The organism is Saccharothrix tamanrassetensis (genome assembly GCF_014203665.1).
Lineage (GTDB): Bacteria > Actinomycetota > Actinomycetes > Mycobacteriales > Pseudonocardiaceae > Actinosynnema > Actinosynnema tamanrassetense.
The window spans coordinates 108,620-123,215 of the sequence record NZ_JACHJN010000002.1 but is presented as its reverse complement, the minus strand read 5'-3'; the positions used below and the strand labels follow the sequence as shown (position 1 = coordinate 123,215).

Annotated in this window: 16 protein-coding genes; 7 read left to right on the top strand and 9 right to left on the bottom strand. The window is 70.6% G+C overall.

Annotated elements, in window-relative coordinates:
• The first annotated feature begins 98 nt into the window (after positions 1–98).
• Positions 99–1,208, top strand: coding sequence for a glycerophosphodiester phosphodiesterase (locus tag FHS29_RS05370; RefSeq protein WP_184688867.1), 1,110 nt, complete (start codon positions 99–101; stop codon positions 1,206–1,208).
• A gap of 148 nt (positions 1,209–1,356) precedes the next feature.
• On the opposite strand, the gene FHS29_RS05365 is transcribed toward FHS29_RS05370, so the two are convergent.
• The 6 genes from FHS29_RS05365 to FHS29_RS05345 all read right to left on the bottom strand — a co-directional run bounded on the left by FHS29_RS05365 (position 1,357) and on the right by FHS29_RS05345 (position 6,555).
• Positions 1,357–2,511 carry an LLM class flavin-dependent oxidoreductase gene (locus FHS29_RS05365; RefSeq protein WP_246439991.1) on the bottom strand — a complete coding sequence of 385 codons (1,155 nt, stop codon included), beginning with the start codon at positions 2,509–2,511 and terminating at the stop codon, positions 1,357–1,359.
• Positions 2,508–3,455 carry an ABC transporter substrate-binding protein gene (locus FHS29_RS05360; RefSeq protein ID WP_184688865.1) on the bottom strand — a complete coding sequence of 316 codons (948 nt, stop codon included), beginning with the start codon at positions 3,453–3,455 and terminating at the stop codon, positions 2,508–2,510. Before FHS29_RS05360 ends, FHS29_RS05365 begins: the two co-directional genes overlap by 4 nt.
• Positions 3,439–4,140: an ABC transporter ATP-binding protein gene (locus tag FHS29_RS05355; protein ID WP_184688863.1), complete on the bottom strand. Its 702-nt coding sequence runs from the start codon at positions 4,138–4,140 to the stop codon at positions 3,439–3,441. Before FHS29_RS05355 ends, FHS29_RS05360 begins: the two co-directional genes overlap by 17 nt.
• Complete coding sequence (locus FHS29_RS05350; protein ID WP_184688861.1) at positions 4,125–4,985, bottom strand: ABC transporter permease; 861 nt, start codon at positions 4,983–4,985, stop codon at positions 4,125–4,127. Before FHS29_RS05350 ends, FHS29_RS05355 begins: the two co-directional genes overlap by 16 nt.
• 46 nt (positions 4,986–5,031) lie before the next feature.
• A complete protein-coding gene (locus FHS29_RS38440) occupies positions 5,032–5,112 on the bottom strand; it encodes a putative leader peptide (RefSeq protein ID WP_376774397.1) in 81 nt (26 codons plus the stop codon).
• 153 nt (positions 5,113–5,265) lie between these two features.
• A complete protein-coding gene (locus FHS29_RS05345) occupies positions 5,266–6,555 on the bottom strand; it encodes an adenylosuccinate synthase (protein WP_184688859.1) in 1,290 nt (429 codons plus the stop codon).
• 86 nt (positions 6,556–6,641) lie between these two features.
• Between FHS29_RS05345 and FHS29_RS05340 the strand changes: the two genes are divergently transcribed.
• The 3 genes from FHS29_RS05340 (at position 6,642) to FHS29_RS05330 (ending at position 8,313) form a co-directional block, all read left to right on the top strand.
• A complete protein-coding gene (locus FHS29_RS05340; RefSeq protein WP_184688857.1) occupies positions 6,642–7,319 on the top strand; it encodes a diacylglycerol kinase catalytic domain-containing protein in 678 nt (225 codons plus the stop codon).
• A gap of 107 nt (positions 7,320–7,426) precedes the next feature.
• Entirely contained in the window at positions 7,427–8,065 is a 639-nt protein-coding gene (locus tag FHS29_RS05335; RefSeq protein ID WP_184688855.1) for an HNH endonuclease family protein, read from the top strand.
• Positions 8,065–8,313: a hypothetical protein gene (locus tag FHS29_RS05330; RefSeq protein WP_184688853.1), complete on the top strand. Its 249-nt coding sequence runs from the start codon at positions 8,065–8,067 to the stop codon at positions 8,311–8,313. Before FHS29_RS05335 ends, FHS29_RS05330 begins: the two co-directional genes overlap by 1 nt.
• Before the next feature lie 573 nt (positions 8,314–8,886).
• On the opposite strand, the gene FHS29_RS05325 is transcribed toward FHS29_RS05330, so the two are convergent.
• Positions 8,887–9,975: an FUSC family protein gene (locus FHS29_RS05325; protein ID WP_312864766.1), complete on the bottom strand. Its 1,089-nt coding sequence runs from the start codon at positions 9,973–9,975 to the stop codon at positions 8,887–8,889.
• A 14-nt stretch (positions 9,976–9,989) separates the two neighbouring features.
• Positions 9,990–10,397 carry a DUF3151 domain-containing protein gene (locus tag FHS29_RS05320; RefSeq protein ID WP_184688849.1) on the bottom strand — a complete coding sequence of 136 codons (408 nt, stop codon included), beginning with the start codon at positions 10,395–10,397 and terminating at the stop codon, positions 9,990–9,992.
• Positions 10,398–10,688: 291 nt separating this feature from the next.
• On the opposite strand from FHS29_RS05320, the gene FHS29_RS05315 reads away from it, so the two are divergent.
• On the top strand, positions 10,689–11,825 hold the full coding sequence (locus FHS29_RS05315) for a hypothetical protein (RefSeq protein WP_184688848.1): 1,137 nt from the start codon (positions 10,689–10,691) through the stop codon (positions 11,823–11,825).
• Positions 11,826–11,911: 86 nt separating this feature from the next.
• Positions 11,912–13,102 carry a serine hydrolase domain-containing protein gene (locus tag FHS29_RS05310; protein WP_184688846.1) on the top strand — a complete coding sequence of 397 codons (1,191 nt, stop codon included), beginning with the start codon at positions 11,912–11,914 and terminating at the stop codon, positions 13,100–13,102.
• Positions 13,103–13,177: 75 nt separating this feature from the next.
• Here FHS29_RS05310 and fbaA read toward each other — a convergent pair whose 3' ends face one another.
• Positions 13,178–14,212 (bottom strand): class II fructose-bisphosphate aldolase, encoded by a 1,035-nt coding sequence (gene fbaA / locus FHS29_RS05305; RefSeq protein ID WP_184689971.1) that lies wholly within the window; start codon positions 14,210–14,212, stop codon positions 13,178–13,180.
• A gap of 95 nt (positions 14,213–14,307) precedes the next feature.
• Here fbaA and FHS29_RS05300 point away from each other — a divergent pair, with 95 nt between their 5' ends.
• Complete coding sequence (locus tag FHS29_RS05300) at positions 14,308–14,592, top strand: DUF427 domain-containing protein (RefSeq protein WP_184688844.1); 285 nt, start codon at positions 14,308–14,310, stop codon at positions 14,590–14,592.
• Positions 14,593–14,596: the final 4 nt, after the last annotated feature.

Sequence of the window (14,596 nt, the reverse complement as noted above, 5' to 3'; positions counted from 1 at the left end):
ACCAGGACGTGTTCCGCACTTCACCCTACGGTGACGAAGGCTTCGCGGCACGCAACGAGGCTGCCGCGCGTCTGGTTCGCGGAACAGGGAGGTCGGCGATGGTGCGGACGAGGATCGTCTGGGCGGCGCTCGCAGCGCTCGCGGTGGCCGGGGCGGTGACCATGCCCTCGGCGGCGGCGCGCGACGACAGCACCGCGGCGGCGCACCGGCCGAAGGGTCCGATCGTCATCGGCCACCGGGGCGCGTCGGGCTACCGACCCGAGCACACGCTCGCCGCGTACGAACTGGCGGCGCGGATGGGCGCGGACTACGTCGAGCCCGACCTCGTGTCCACGAAGGACGGCCAGCTGGTCGCCCGGCACGAGAACGAGATCGGCGGCACCACCGACGTCTCCACCAAGCCGGAGTTCGCGGCGCGCAAGACGACCAAGGTCATCGACGGCGCGCCCATCACCGGCTGGTTCACCGAGGACTTCACGCTCGCCGAGCTGAAGACGTTGCGCGCCAAGGAGCGCATCCCGGACACCCGGCCGCGCAACACCCTCTACGACGGCCGCTACGAGATCCCCACCCTCCAGGAGGTCGTCGACCTCTCCCGCCGGCTGTCCCGCGAGCTCGACCGCGAGATCGGCATCTACCCGGAGACCAAGCACCCCACCTACTTCCAGGACGTCAAGCTCGCCCTGGAGCCCAAGCTGGTGGACGTGCTCAACCGCAACGGCCTCAACCGGCACGGCGCGAAGGTCTTCGTGCAGTCCTTCGAGGTGGCCAACCTGAAGGCCCTCAAGAAGCACCTGCGCGTGCCCCTCGTCCAACTGGTCAACTCCTCCGGCGCGCCCTACGACTTCGTCAAGGCCGGCGACAAGCGCACCTACAGCGACCTGGTCACGCCGGACGGCCTGCGGGAGATCCGCACCTACGCCGCCGGCATCGGCGCGGCCAAGGACCGCGTCATCCCGCGCAACGCCCAGGGCTTCCTCCAAGCCCCGACCACGCTGGTCAGGGACGCCCACGTGCGCGGCCTGATCGTGCACGCCTGGACGTTCCGCAACGAGAACACGTTCCTGCCCGCGGACTTCCGCACGTCGACCGACCCGGCCGCGTACGGCCGGGCCTTCGACGAGTACGCGAAGTTCTACGCGACCGGCCTGGACGGCGTCTTCGCCGACAACCCCGACACCGCCGTGGAAGCCCGCCCGACCCGCTGACCCCACGCCGTCACGGCGGAAGTCGCGACCACTCGACCCAGCCGCCTCGGCACACCAACCCTGATCTCCCGGCGATCGGCGATCGCCGGGAGATCCCACCCCCGATCACCGATCATCGACCACCGGGAGATCACTGATCACCGGGGATTCACGCTCGAACCACCACCGGCTCCAACGCGACCTCGCCCTCACCAGGAAGCCCCGACGACCCGACACACCCACGCCGAACCAGTTCCGGCCGCACACCCTCCCCGAACCAGTACGCCTCCTCCAAGTGGGGATACCCGGACAACACGAACTCGTCGATCCCCAACGAGTGGTACTCCTCGATCAGATCCGCGACTTCCGCGTGGCTGCCCACCAGAGCGGTCCCCGCCCCACCGCGCACGAGCCCGATCCCCGCCCACAGCCCGGGGTGGATCTCCAACCCGCGCACACCCTTGGACAGGTCCCCGCCGTGCAGCGCCACCATCCGCTGCTGCCCCACGGACTGGCTGGCCCGCAACTGCGCCTGCGCCCGCTCCACCTGCACCGGGTCCAGCGCCTCCAGCAGCTTCTCCGCCTCGCGCCAGGCCTCGGCCGAGGTGTCCCGGCTGATGGTGTGCAACCGGATGCCGAACCGGATGGGCCGATCCCCGGCCAGCGCCCGCACCCGCGCGATCTTCTCCGCCACCGACGCCGGCGGCTCGCCCCACGTCAGGTACACGTCCGCCCGACGGGCCGCCACCGGCAACGCGGCGTCCGACGACCCGCCGAAGTAGACCGGCGGCACCGGCGAAGGCGCGGCCAGCGCCGTCGCCCCGGCCACCTGGTAGTGCGTCCCGGAGAAGTCCACCGGCCGCCCGGACCACACCGCCCGCACGACGTGCAGGAACTCGTCGGTCCGCTCGTAGCGCTGGTCGTGGTCCAGCCAGTCCCCGAACCGCTGCTGCTCGATCGAGTCGCCACCCGTGACCACGTTCAGCAGCAGCCGGCCACCCGAGATCCGCTGGTAGGTGGCCGCCATCTGGGCCGCCAGCGTCGGCGAGATCACGCCGGGCCGGAACGCCACCAGGAACTTCAACCGCTCGGTGCGGGCGATCAGCGCCGCCGTGGTCAGCCAGGCGTCCTCGCACCAGGTGCCGGTCGGCGTCAGCACGCCCTCGAACCCGTTGCGCTCGGCGGCGACCGCGACCTGCGCCAGGTAGTCGATGTCCGGGCCGCGCTGGGCCGGCCCGCCCAGCGACCTGTTGGCGTGGAAGCGCTCCACGACCGTCCGCCCGTCGCCCGAGGTGGGCAGGAACCAGTGCAGCACCACGCTCATGACAGTTCTCCCTGGAAGCGCGTGTCCACGAACTTCTCGAAGTCCACCTCGCCGGGCAACGTGCCGTCCGCGCTGAACGCGTCCGCCAGCTGCTGCTCGGACGCGATCACCGCGTCGTCCAGCTTCACCGGCAGGTCCGCACCCCGCTCCACGGCCGCCCGCGCCACCTCGGGCTTCAGCCCGGTCTCGGCGGCCCACGCCGTCGCCCACTCCTCGCGGTGCGAGTCCGCCCACCGCTGCGCCTTGGCCACCCGGATCAGCAACTCCCTGATGGCCCCGGTCTTCCCCGGATCGTCCAGCGCCGCCTTGCCCGCCACCTGGAACGTGTAGCCGTTGGCGGTCCCACGACCGTCCGCGAGCACCCGGGCACCGGATTCCAGCAACGCCTGCGACGTGTAGGGATCCCACACCGCCCACGCGTCGACCCGCTTCTGCCGGAGCGCCGCGTAGGCGTCCGACGGCTGGAGGAAGTTCAGCGTCACGTCCTTGGTGCTCAACCCCGCCGCGCTCAACGTGGTCAGGACCTGGCCGTGCGCCGAACTTCCCTTCGCCACCGCGATGCTCTTCCCCCGCAACTCCGCGACCGAGCTCAGCGGCGAGCCGTCCGGCACCAGGATCACGTCGCTCTCGACGTTGCCCTTGGCGGAGTAGACGACCGCGATCCTGGCGTTGGCGGCGGCGGCGAAGATCGGCGGCGTGTTGCCCACCGCGCCGATGTCGATCGCCCCCGCCGACGCCGCCTCCAGCAGCGGCGGCCCGGAGGTGAACGTGGACCACTCGATCCGGTGCGGGAAGTCCTCCAGCAGTCCGGCCGCGGTCAGCAGCGTCTTGACGTTGCCCTTCTGGTCGCCCACCTTCAGCACGACCTCCCCGGACGACGACGCCGAGCCGCAACCGGCCGACACCAGCACCGCCACGACCAACGCGCTAAGCAGCTTCGACATCGTCCACTCCCAGGTCGGCGAGCACTTCCACCCGCAGGTCCACGAAGGACGCCCGCCGGCGGGGGCGCGGCAGGTCGACCCGGTGCTCGGCGACGATCCGGCCCGCCTCCAGCACGACCACCCGATCGGCCAGCAGCAGCGCCTCGTCCACGTCGTGCGTCACGAACAGCACCGAAGGCCGGTGTTCCCGCCACAGCTGTTCCACCAGCCGGTGCATCGCCGACCGCGTCAACGCGTCCAGCGCGCCGAACGGCTCGTCCAGCAGCAACAGCTCCGGCTCGCGCACCAGCGCCCGCGCCAGGGACACCCGCTGCGCCTCACCACCGGACAGCGTCAACGGCCAGGCGTCGGCGTGCGACTCCAACCGCACCTCGGCCAGCGCCTTCTCCGCCACCGCGCGGCCGTCGACCCCGTGCAGCCCCAACGAGATGTTGCGCCACACCCGCCGCCACGGCAGCAGCCGGGGTTGCTGGAACGCCATGGAAACCTTGTCCGGCACCGAGAACGCGCCCTCGACCTCCGCGTCCAGCCCGGCCAGGATGCGGAGCAGCGTCGACTTGCCGCACCCGCTGCGCCCGAGCAGCGCCACGAACTCGCCGGGCGCGATCTCCAGGTCCAGCCCGTCCAGCACCCGCCGGGTGCCGAACTCCTTGGCCAGACCGCGAATGCTCACCGCGCCCGCCACCGCAGCACCCTCCTCTCCAGCCCGCGCACCAGGGCGTCGGTGGTCAGCCCGAGCAGCGCGTAGACCGCCAGCCCCACCACGACGACGTCCGTGCGCAGGAACTCACGGGCGTTGTTGATCAGGAACCCGATGCCCGCGTCCGCGTTGATCTGCTCGCCGACGATCAGCGACAACCACGCCGTGCCGAGCGCGATCCGCAGTCCCACCAGGGTCTGTGGCACCGCGGAGGGCAGCACCACGTGCGCGATCCGCTCGAACCGCGAGAACCCCAGCACCCGCGCGGCTTCCAGCAGCGCCGGGTCGGCCTGCCGGATGCCCGCGTGCAGGTTCAGGTACAGCGGGAACGCCACGCCGGCCGCGACCAGCGCCAGCTTGGGCTCCTCGCCGATGCCGAACCACAGGATGAACAGCGGGATCAGCCCCAGGTGCGGCAACGTGCGCAGCATCTGCACGGGCGGGTCCAGCAGCCGTTCGCCCCAGCGGGACAGGCCGGACGCCAGCCCGAGCGCGCCGCCGACCAGCGTGCCGAGCACGAACCCGACCGCGACCCGGCTCGACGACACCAGGAACGCGTCGACCAGCGAGCCGTCCAGCACGAGTTCGTAGCCGGACACGAACACGGTCAGCGGCGAGGCGAGCTTGTCGGGCGGCAGCACGCCGGCGCTGCTCGCCGCCTGCCACAGCAGGACCAGGCCGACCGGGCTCAGCCACCGGGCGACGTCGGGCCGTCCGCGTGGTCTGCCGGATCGGTTCCTGCGTTGTTTTCCGGACTGCTTCTCGGCGGGTGCGCGCGAGGTGGCGACTGTTTCCGGGCGCGCGACGACACCCGCGGTGGAAATCGACACGATTTCTCCGTGGGACAACGAAAATCGGGCAGGGGACGAGTGGTTGTCAGCGCGTGCGACAGATCGCGCTCGCCTGCCGCCGGAGGTCGACGTGCAGGCGGGCGACCAGGATTTCGCGCCCACTCATGAGCCCGAGTTTTCGGGGCGGGCCGGGAGAAGTCAACGGGTGGACGGTGCCGTCCCGGATGATGAAAGTGCCTCCGGTACCGACATCATCGGCACCGGAGGCACTTCGCGCGAAAGGCCGCCGGCTGATCGGTGCCGGCTCCGCGGTGCGGGATCAGGCCAGCATGTCGTGCCGCACGATCGTCTGGTCGCGCCCCGGGCCGACGCCGATGGCCGAGATGCGCGCGCCCGAGATGGACTCCAGGTGTTCCACGTACGCGCGGGCGTTCGCGGGCAGCTCCTCGAACGTCCGGCAGTGGCTGATGTCCTCGAACCAGCCGGGCAGCTCCTCCAGCACCGGAACGGCGTGGTGCACGTCGGTCTGCGTCATCGGCATCTCGTCGACGCGTTGGCCGTCGATCGTGTAGCCGACGCAGACCGGCACCTTCTCCAGGCCCGACAACACGTCCAGCTTGGTCAGGAAGTAGTCGGTGATGCCGTTGACCCGCGACGCGTACCGCGCGATCACCGCGTCGAACCAACCGGTGCGCCGCGAACGCCCCGTGGTGACGCCGAATTCGCCGCCGGTCTTGCGCAGGTGCTCGCCCATGTCGTCGTTGAGCTCGGTCGGGAACGGGCCGGAGCCGACGCGGGTGGTGTACGCCTTGAGGATGCCGATCACGGTGGTGATCCGGGACGGCCCGATGCCCGAGCCCGCGCTCGCGCCGCCGGACGTCGGGTTGGACGACGTGACGAACGGGTAGGTGCCGTGGTCGACGTCGAGCAGGGTGCCCTGCGAGCCCTCCAGCAGCACGGTCTCGCCGCGCTCCAGCGCCTGGTTGAGCAGCAGCCGGGTGTCGGCGATGCGGGAGGCGAACTTGGCGCCGTGCTCCAGCACGCTGTCCACCACCTGCTCGGGGTCGAGCGCCTTGCGGTTGTAGACCTTGACCAGCATCTGGTTCTTCAGGTCCAGCGCGGCTTCCACCTTCTGCCGCAGGATCTTCTCGTCCAGCAGGTCCTGCGCGCGCACGCCGACCCGGGCGATCTTGTCCTGGTAGCACGGCCCGATGCCGCGGCCGGTGGTGCCGATCTTGGCCTTGCCGAGGTACCGCTCGGTGACCTTATCGATCGCCACGTGGTAGGGCATGATCAGGTGCGCGTCGGCGGAGATCAGCAGGCTGGAGGTGTCCACGCCCTGCTGCTCCAGGCCGGCCAGCTCCTCCAGCAGCACGCCGGGGTCGACCACCACGCCGTTGCCGATCACGCTGGTGACGCCGGGGGTGAGGATGCCCGAGGGGATCAGGTGCAGGGCGAACTTCTGCCCGTCGGGCAGCACCACGGTGTGCCCGGCGTTGTTGCCACCCTGGTAGCGGACCACCCACTGGACGCGCTCACCGAGCAGGTCGGTGGCCTTGCCCTTGCCCTCGTCGCCCCACTGGGCGCCGATCAGCACTACGGCCGGCATGTGAAACTCCAAGCGGTTCGACGGGTAAGAGCGGAGCCTACGACGGCGCAGCCGTCACTTGCCGGTGGTTGAGGGTAGACCAGGAGATGAAAGTGCGCGGAATCGTGTTGGCCTGCGGAAACCCGCAGTCGCCGGTGATCACTGACGGTGACCGGTTCGAGGTGCGCCAGGTGCCCTCCAGGCCCGGAAAAGCCGAGGTGGACCCGGTTTTCCCGGATTTGGGTGATGGACGTCTCATCGTGCACGGCACCGACGCCGACCTGAACGCCGTGGTGCTGCGGCTGCTGCGGACGGAGCGCCTGGCCGACGTCGCGGTCGGGTACGTGCCGGTGGACCCGGGCTCGGACGTGGCCCGGGTCTGGGGCCTGCCCACCGATCCCGGCCGCGCACTGGACCTCGCCCTCTCCGGCGATCCCGACCGCGTGTCACTCGTCCGGGACGACGTGGGCGGCGTGCTGCTCGGCCTCGGCTCGCTCGGCCCGGTGCGCGGCGTGGGCTACGCGGACGACACGGTGGTGCTGCGCGGGCAGGCGAGCCGGCTGGAGGTGACGCCCGATCCGGACAACGGGCTCGGCCTGTTGGTGAGCGTGATCCACAAAAGGCTGTTCACCCGGAAGGTGACCACGACCGAGGGGCGCGCGTTCCAACTCGGCTGCCTGCCGGTCCAGGTGACGTTGGACGGCGTGGCGCACCCGCGTCCGATGGGGAAGTGGACCTGGTACCGCCACACGGAGGATCTTCGACTGGTGCGCGGATTGCAGTAACAAATCGTTTGTCCATAAGCCATTCGAGGGTCACCCGTAGGCATTGAGAAGGTAGGAAAATTAGCCCAAGGTAATTCCGACAGCTTCCAACTAGGAAGGTCGGAATTATGTCAATGGTCAACAAAGCCGCGCGATTCCCGATCCCCCTGCTCCTGGCTGGTGCGCTCACCCTCGGCTTGGCCACGCCCGCCGTGGCCACGCCGCCCGGCATCCCCAGCGCCGCCACCGCGAACTCCGAGCTGGCGTCGCTGACCGTCGCGGCCGAGGGCTCGATGACGGGTTACTCGCGCGAGCAGTTCCCGCACTGGACCACCGTCTCCGGGGCCTGCAACACCCGTGAGACGGTGCTCAAGCGGGACGGCACGAACGTCGTCACCGACTCCGCCTGCGCCGCCACCTCCGGCCGTTGGTACAGCCCCTACGACGGGGCCACCTGGAGCGCCGCGTCCGATGTGGACATCGACCACGTCGTGCCGCTCGCCGAGGCGTGGCGGTCCGGCGCGGCGTCGTGGGCGACCTCGCGCCGGCAGTCGTTCGCCAACGACCTGGCCGGGCCGCAGCTGATCGCCGTGACGGACAACGTGAACCAGGCCAAGGGCGACCAGGACCCGGCCCAGTGGAAGCCGCCGCTGACCTCGTACTGGTGCACCTACGCCAAGATGTGGGTACACACCAAGTACCGGTGGGGGCTCAAGGTGAACTCCACCGAGAAGACCGCGTTGCAGTCCATGCTCGGAAGGTGCTGATGGCCGACTACTCGTCCCCACTCGTGGCCGGGCCCGGTGGCGTGATGACCGACGAGGTCGGCGTCGTCACGGGCGACTTGGAGCTGCGGACCACGCTGGTGAACGGCGTGCTGCGGGCCAAGGTGCGCTACGAGGGCGCAGACGAGTGGTACGCGGTCACCGGAGCCTCTTGCCGAATCAGAGACCCACGCGACCACGCAGCCGTGCACCAGGTACTCCTCGGCGTACTGAACCGACCCCTCGGCTGACTCCACGCCCCTTCGCCCCATCCGACCCACGCGCCGCTACACAGGTCAGGCGGCACCTCGACGCACACCTGTGCCTTCGTGTTCTCCCCGTATGGCCTGCCCGCAGGGCTACCGCGCTTGTCCAGGGAGGTCAAGCACGCTTTCCGCTTGACCTCCCTGGACAAGGGTGGTGGTCTTTGACAGGCCATGCGGGGAGAACACGACCGCCCTTCGTTTTTCCTCCCCCGGAGGTCTGCCCAGCGGCGAGCGTCGCTTTTGGTTTTGATCTGCGGGCCAGAAGCGATCAAGATCCAAGTCGCCGACCGATCCCGCTGAAGGATTAAAAGAGTCCTCGCCGGACGGGCAGACCCCCAAGGAGTGGGGAAGTGCTTCGTGCCCTCCCCGTACGGCCTGCCGGAGGCAACCACCCTTGGGTTGGTGGTGCAAGCGGTGAAGTGTGCTTGCACCACCAACCCAAGCGCGGTCGGGCTTCGCCCAGGCCGTACGGGGAGAACACGAAGCACACGTGTGCGCTGGAGCGCAGCCAGAGCGCCGGAGCCCAAGAGCGCCGGAGGGCGGCCCGCGTGAGAGAAGCTAGGTGTCGGTGCCGGTCTTGCGGGTCAGCGGAGGCAACGACTCCGCCGCCTCGGCACGGGTCATACCGGTGGCCTGCAACAGATCCACCGCGATGGAACGGACCTGCGCCAGCACCACCTTGGTGGAGAACCCCTCACCGCCCAGTTGGTGGGCGGTGGCGACCCTCACCGCGTCCCGGACCGACGCGCGTGCCTGTGTCGGCTCCTCGCCGCGCGCCAGCTCGGTGCGCAGCAGGTCGACGGCATCCGAGTACTGCCGCAGCACCGCCGGCAGGATCTCGGGCATCCGCTCGCCGTGCCGCAACCCCGCCAACGCCCGCCGGGCGAGCACCCGCGCGTTGCGCAGCGCGTAGTCGATCGGTGCGGCGGTGGCCTGGTAGCGGCCGAGTTCGTTCCGCCGCCGCCAGCGGATCGGCGCGATGGTCGCGATCTCACCGCCGGTCTGCAGAGCGGTCTTGAACTCGTCCACGGCGTCCTGGCTGCCGCGCAGCCGTGCGAGCACCCCCGCCGCCCGCACGGTGTCGTCCTCCTCCACCGCCTTGGCCACGCCCCGCAGCGCGGTCGTCAGCTCGCCGAACACGGCCTTGGCCTGCCGGTGCGCCACGGTCAGCGGGTTCGCGGGCAGCAGCGCCGTCACCGCGAGCCCCACCAGCCCGCCGACCAGCGCGTCCACCATCCGGTCCAGGCCGCCGCCCGCGCTGGGCGGCAGCAGGGTGGCCACCAGCACCGCGGACGAGGCCGACTGCAACGCGATCACCGCGCCGCCGTCCAGCAGCACCGCCGTGGACATGGCCAGCGCCACGACCAGCGCGATCTGCCACGGCCCGGAGCCGATCAGCGAGATCAGCACGTCGCCGACCCCCACCCCGACGGAGACGCCGACCACCAGCTCCACCACCCGGCGCAGCCGCTGCCCGAGCGACACGCCCAGGCACACCACGGCCGCGATCGGCGCGAAGAACGGGTGCGGGTGCCCCACCAACGTGTTCGCGACGAACCAGGACAGGCCGGCGGCGAGCGCGGCCTGCACGATCGGCAAGGCCGTGCTCTGCCACCTCTTCAGCCTGCGCGCGAGCTCGTCGCGCACGGCCCCCACTCGGCTCAGCCCAAGCCGAGCGCGGCGGGGGCGGCCGGGTCGCTGTCGGCCAGGAACTTCCGGCAGCGCTCGTACTCCTCGGTCTCGCCGATCTCGTCGGCGGCCCGGGCCAGTGCGCCGAGCGCGCGCAGGAAGCCCTGGTTGGCCCGGTGCGACCACGGCACCGGGCCGAAGCCCTTCCAGCCCGCCCGGCGGAGCTGGTCGAGACCGCGGTGGTAGCCGGTGCGGGCGAACGCGTAGCCGGCGACCGGGTCGCCGGTCTGCAGGGCGCGCTCGGCGAGCAGCGCCCAGGCCTCGCTGAAGTCGGGGTAGGCACGGACGATCTTCGCCGGATCGGTGCCCGCCTCGGCGGCGGCCTGCGCCTCCGGCCGGTCGGGCAGCAGCGTCGGGTCAGGGCCGAGCAGGTTTTCCATGTGCTCAGGATAGGAATACCCGGGCCACGGCAGCGACCAGAGCCAGGACCAGCGCGGTCACCACGATCCCGGCGACGACCTTCTTGCCCATGGGCGGCACTCCTCGGTGTTCTCAGCGAACTCTCAGGCCCGCACCCTGCCGTGCTGGGCCGAACAGAGCAACCAGCGTCACCCGTTGGCACCAGTGCTACGAGGAATGTGCTGGTCACCACCGCCCCTTAGGGGACATTCCGAGAAAAACCAGGGCAGTCCGCCCTTCCCGACCGTCCACCCGGGACGCATCATGGGCGGGTGAAAACGGGGGTTACCGATCGTGTCGCGCAATTCCGCGACCAGTACTGGGACCGGGGCGAGCCGGGGCGGGACACGCCGCCCGCGCTGGTCTCCGGCCTGTACCGGCTGTGGCTGCTCGGCCTGCTGCTCAAGCTGCTCGGGTCGTCCTGGGACGTCGCCTGGCACTTCAAATGGCTGCGCGACGAACTGGCGCCACCGCACCTGATCAACACCATCGGCACGGTGATCGTGGTGGGGCTGACGCTGTTCCACACCTACACCGGGTACGGGGCGGACCGGCCCGCGCTGCGGCTGATGCAGTGGGGCACCGGCGTCTTCCTGGTGGCACTGCCCATCGACCTGATCAACCACCGCATCAACGGGCTGGACATCACGTCGTGGAGCGGCTCGCACGCCCTGCTCTACCTGGGCACCGCGATCATGCTGGCGGGTGCCCTGCGCGGGTGGATCCGGCTGTACCCGGAGTCCCGGTGGCGGGTTCCCGGGCTGGCCGCGCTGTGGTTCTTCTTCCTGGAGAACATGTGGTTCCCCAACCAGCACCAGGAGTACGGCGTGCTGGAGATCGCGTCCTGGGACCGGGGTGACCCGTACGCGGAGCCGATCCTGCTCCAGTTCGCGGCGGACCAGATCGGGCGCCCGGTCGACCGCGAGTCGATCGTGCAGTTCTCGCTGCCCATCCCCGACTGGGTCTACCCGGTGTGGGGCCTGATCGCGGCGGCCCTGGTGCTGGTCGCGGCGCGGCGGACCATCGGCAGGCGGTGGGCGGCGACGGCGGTGGCCGGCGGTTACGTGGCGTACCGGTGCCTGATCTGGCCGCTGCTGGCGGGTGCGGACTTCCCGCTGTCGGCCGTGCCGCTGTTCCTGGTGCTCATCGGCCTGGCCGTGGACGCGGCCCACCTCGGCCGGGTGCCGACGCCGGTCGCGGCGGTGCTGGGCTCGGCGGCGGTGACCGGGCTCGGGTACGGCGGGATCTGGGCGCAGCAGGCGTTCGACGCGGCCCCGCCGATCTTCTACCCGTCGGCGGCGGCGACGTTCGTGGTGCTCAGCGTGCTGTGGACGGCCGGGGACCTGGTCGCCCGGCGCTGGGAGCCTGCGGCCCGCCGGTCCTTGCGGGTGGGGCCCACCCCCACCTGAGGACGGGTGTCCGCCGGATCGAACCGGCGGGCGTGAGCGCCCAGGATCGATCACGTCGAAACCTGATCGATCCTGGGGGCTCCCTGATGACCAAGCGTTTCCTGCGGGCGGCGGTGGCCGCCGCGCTCACGGTCGGCCTGGCCGCGGCCACGGTCGGCGTCGCCGCGGCCGGGCCACCGTCCACGCTCTCCGAAGCCGCCCAACGGCTCATGGCCGCCGGCGTGCCCGGTGTCGTGGTGCGGGTGGACGACGGCCGCAGCCGGCCGGTGGAGATCGTGCGGCAGCAGTGGTGGACCAGGGCGGACCACCGGCTCGCTGCCGACGACGAGTTCCGGATGGCCTCCAACACCAAGACCGTGACCGCGACCATCCTGCTCCAGCTGGTCGCCGAGGGCCGGGCCGGGCTGGACGACCCGGTTCGGAAGTGGCTGCCCGGCGTGGTGCCCGACGGGTCCGCGATCACGCTGAAGATGCTGCTCAACCAGACCAGCGGCCTGTTCGACTTCCTCAACGACCCGGCCACCTTCGGCATGCTCACCGGCCAGGCCCCGCGCCCGTGGCCGCCGGCGGACCTGGTGGCGGTGGCCGTGTCGCACCCGCCGCTGTTCCCGCCCGGTGAGCGGTGGAGCTACAGCAACACCAACTACACCCTGCTGGGCATGGTGCTGGAGAAGGTCACCGGCCGTTCGTACTCGGACCTGGTCACCCAGCGGATCACCAGGCCGTTGCGGCTGGAGGACACCTACCTGCCGACGAACGCGGACTTCCGGGGCCGGCACGCCCACGGCTACGAGCCCGACGCCGAGCACCTCGCCCCGCTGTTCCCGCCCGGCACGCCCGTCGGCGACGGCTTCGCGGGCCCCGAACGCCACGACCGGGTGAACACGACCGCGATCGACCTGAGTGCGGCGTGGTCGGCGGGCGGCCTGGTCTCCACCGCTCACGACTGGAACCGGTACCTGTCGGCGCTGATGTCCGGGCGGCTGGTCCCGCAGGCCCAGCTGGAGCAGATGCGGACGGCGGTACCCCAGGGCGGTACCTCGGACGACGGCTACGGCCTGGGTCTGATGGAGGTCAACACGCCGTGCGGCACGGTCTGGGGCCACTCCGGCGGCTTCCCCGGCTACCGCAGCCACAACTACACCGACCGCACCGGCCGCCGCACGGTGAACGTGCTGGCCACCACCACCTACGGCCTGCGCACGCCCGAGGCCGCCGCGGCGCAGGAAGCGCTGGTGAACGCGGCCGTGTGCCGGATGTACGGCAAGACCGGCTGACCCGACCGGCGCGGAGACCGACCGGGACGAGAACGGCCCCCTCCGGACGTGGAGGGGGCCGTTCAGGCGATCGAGTCAGCCGGCGATCATCCGACCGGAGGACTTCAGGTGCTCGCAGGCCTGGGCGATGCGAGCCGCCATGCCCTGCTCGGCCGCCTTCAGGTAGCTGCGCGGGTCGTAGGCCTTCTTGTTGCCGACCTCGCCGTCCACCTTGAGCACGCCGTCGTAGTTGGTGAAGAAGTGGCCCACGATCGGGCGGGTGAAGGCGTACTGCGTGTCGGTGTCGATGTTCATCTTGATCACGCCGTACGAGACCGCCTCGTGGATCTCCTCCAGCAGCGAGCCCGAGCCGCCGTGGAAGACCAGGTCGAACGGCTTGGAGCCGGGCGCCAGGCCCAGCTTCTCGGCCACCACGTCCTGGCCCTGCTTGAGGATCTCCGGGCGCAGCTTCACGTTGCCCGGCTTGTACACGCCGTGCACGTTGCCGAAGGTCGCGGCGACCAGGTAGCGGCCCTTCTCACCGGTGCCGAGGGCCTCCACCGTCTTCAGGTAGTCCTCGGGGGTGGTGTAGAGCTTGTCGTTGATCTCGTTGGCGACGCCGTCCTCCTCGCCGCCGACGACGCCGACCTCGATCTCCAGGATGATCTTCGCCTTGGCGGCGGCCTCGAGCAGCTCGGTGGCGATCTTCAGGTTCTCGTCCAGCGGCACCGCCGAGCCGTCCCACATGTGGGACTGGAACAGCGGGTTCAGGCCGCGGTCGACGCGCTCCTGGCTGATCGCGATGAGCGGGCGGACGTAGCCGTCCAGCTTGTCCTTGGGGCAGTGGTCGGTGTGCAGCGCGATGTTCACCGGGTACTTCTCGGCGACCACGTGCGCGAACTCCGCCAGCGCGACCGCGCCGGTGACCATGTCCTTGACCTTGGTGCCGGAGGCGAACTCGGCACCACCGGTCGAGACCTGGATGATCCCGTCGCTCTCGGCCTCCGCGAAGCCGCGCAGCGCCGCGTTGAGCGTCTCGGACGAGGTGACGTTGATCGCGGGGTAGGCGAACTCGTTCGCCTTGGCGCGGTCGAGCATCTCGGCGTAGACCTCGGGGGTGGCGATGGGCATCGTGTGGTCCTCCTCGGGTGCCCGGAACGCGGTGTCGCGCAGCATCCTACGGGCACCGCCCGGCGGGAGAAGTCGATCACCGGCATAGTGGAGCCATGGCGATCGCACGGTGGAACGGCGAGATCATCGCCGAGAGCGACAAGACCGAGATGGTGGAGGGGAATCACTACTTCCCCCTGGAGTCGGTGCACGCCCACTACCTGAGGCCCTCCGACACCACGTCGGTGTGCCCGTGGAAGGGCACGGCGAACTACTACACCCTGCACGTGAACGGCGAGGAGAACACCGACGCCGCGTGGTACTACGCGGAGCCCAAGGAGGCGGCGGCCGACATCAAGGGCCACGTCGCGTTCTGGCGCGGCGTCGAGATCACCGACTAGGTCC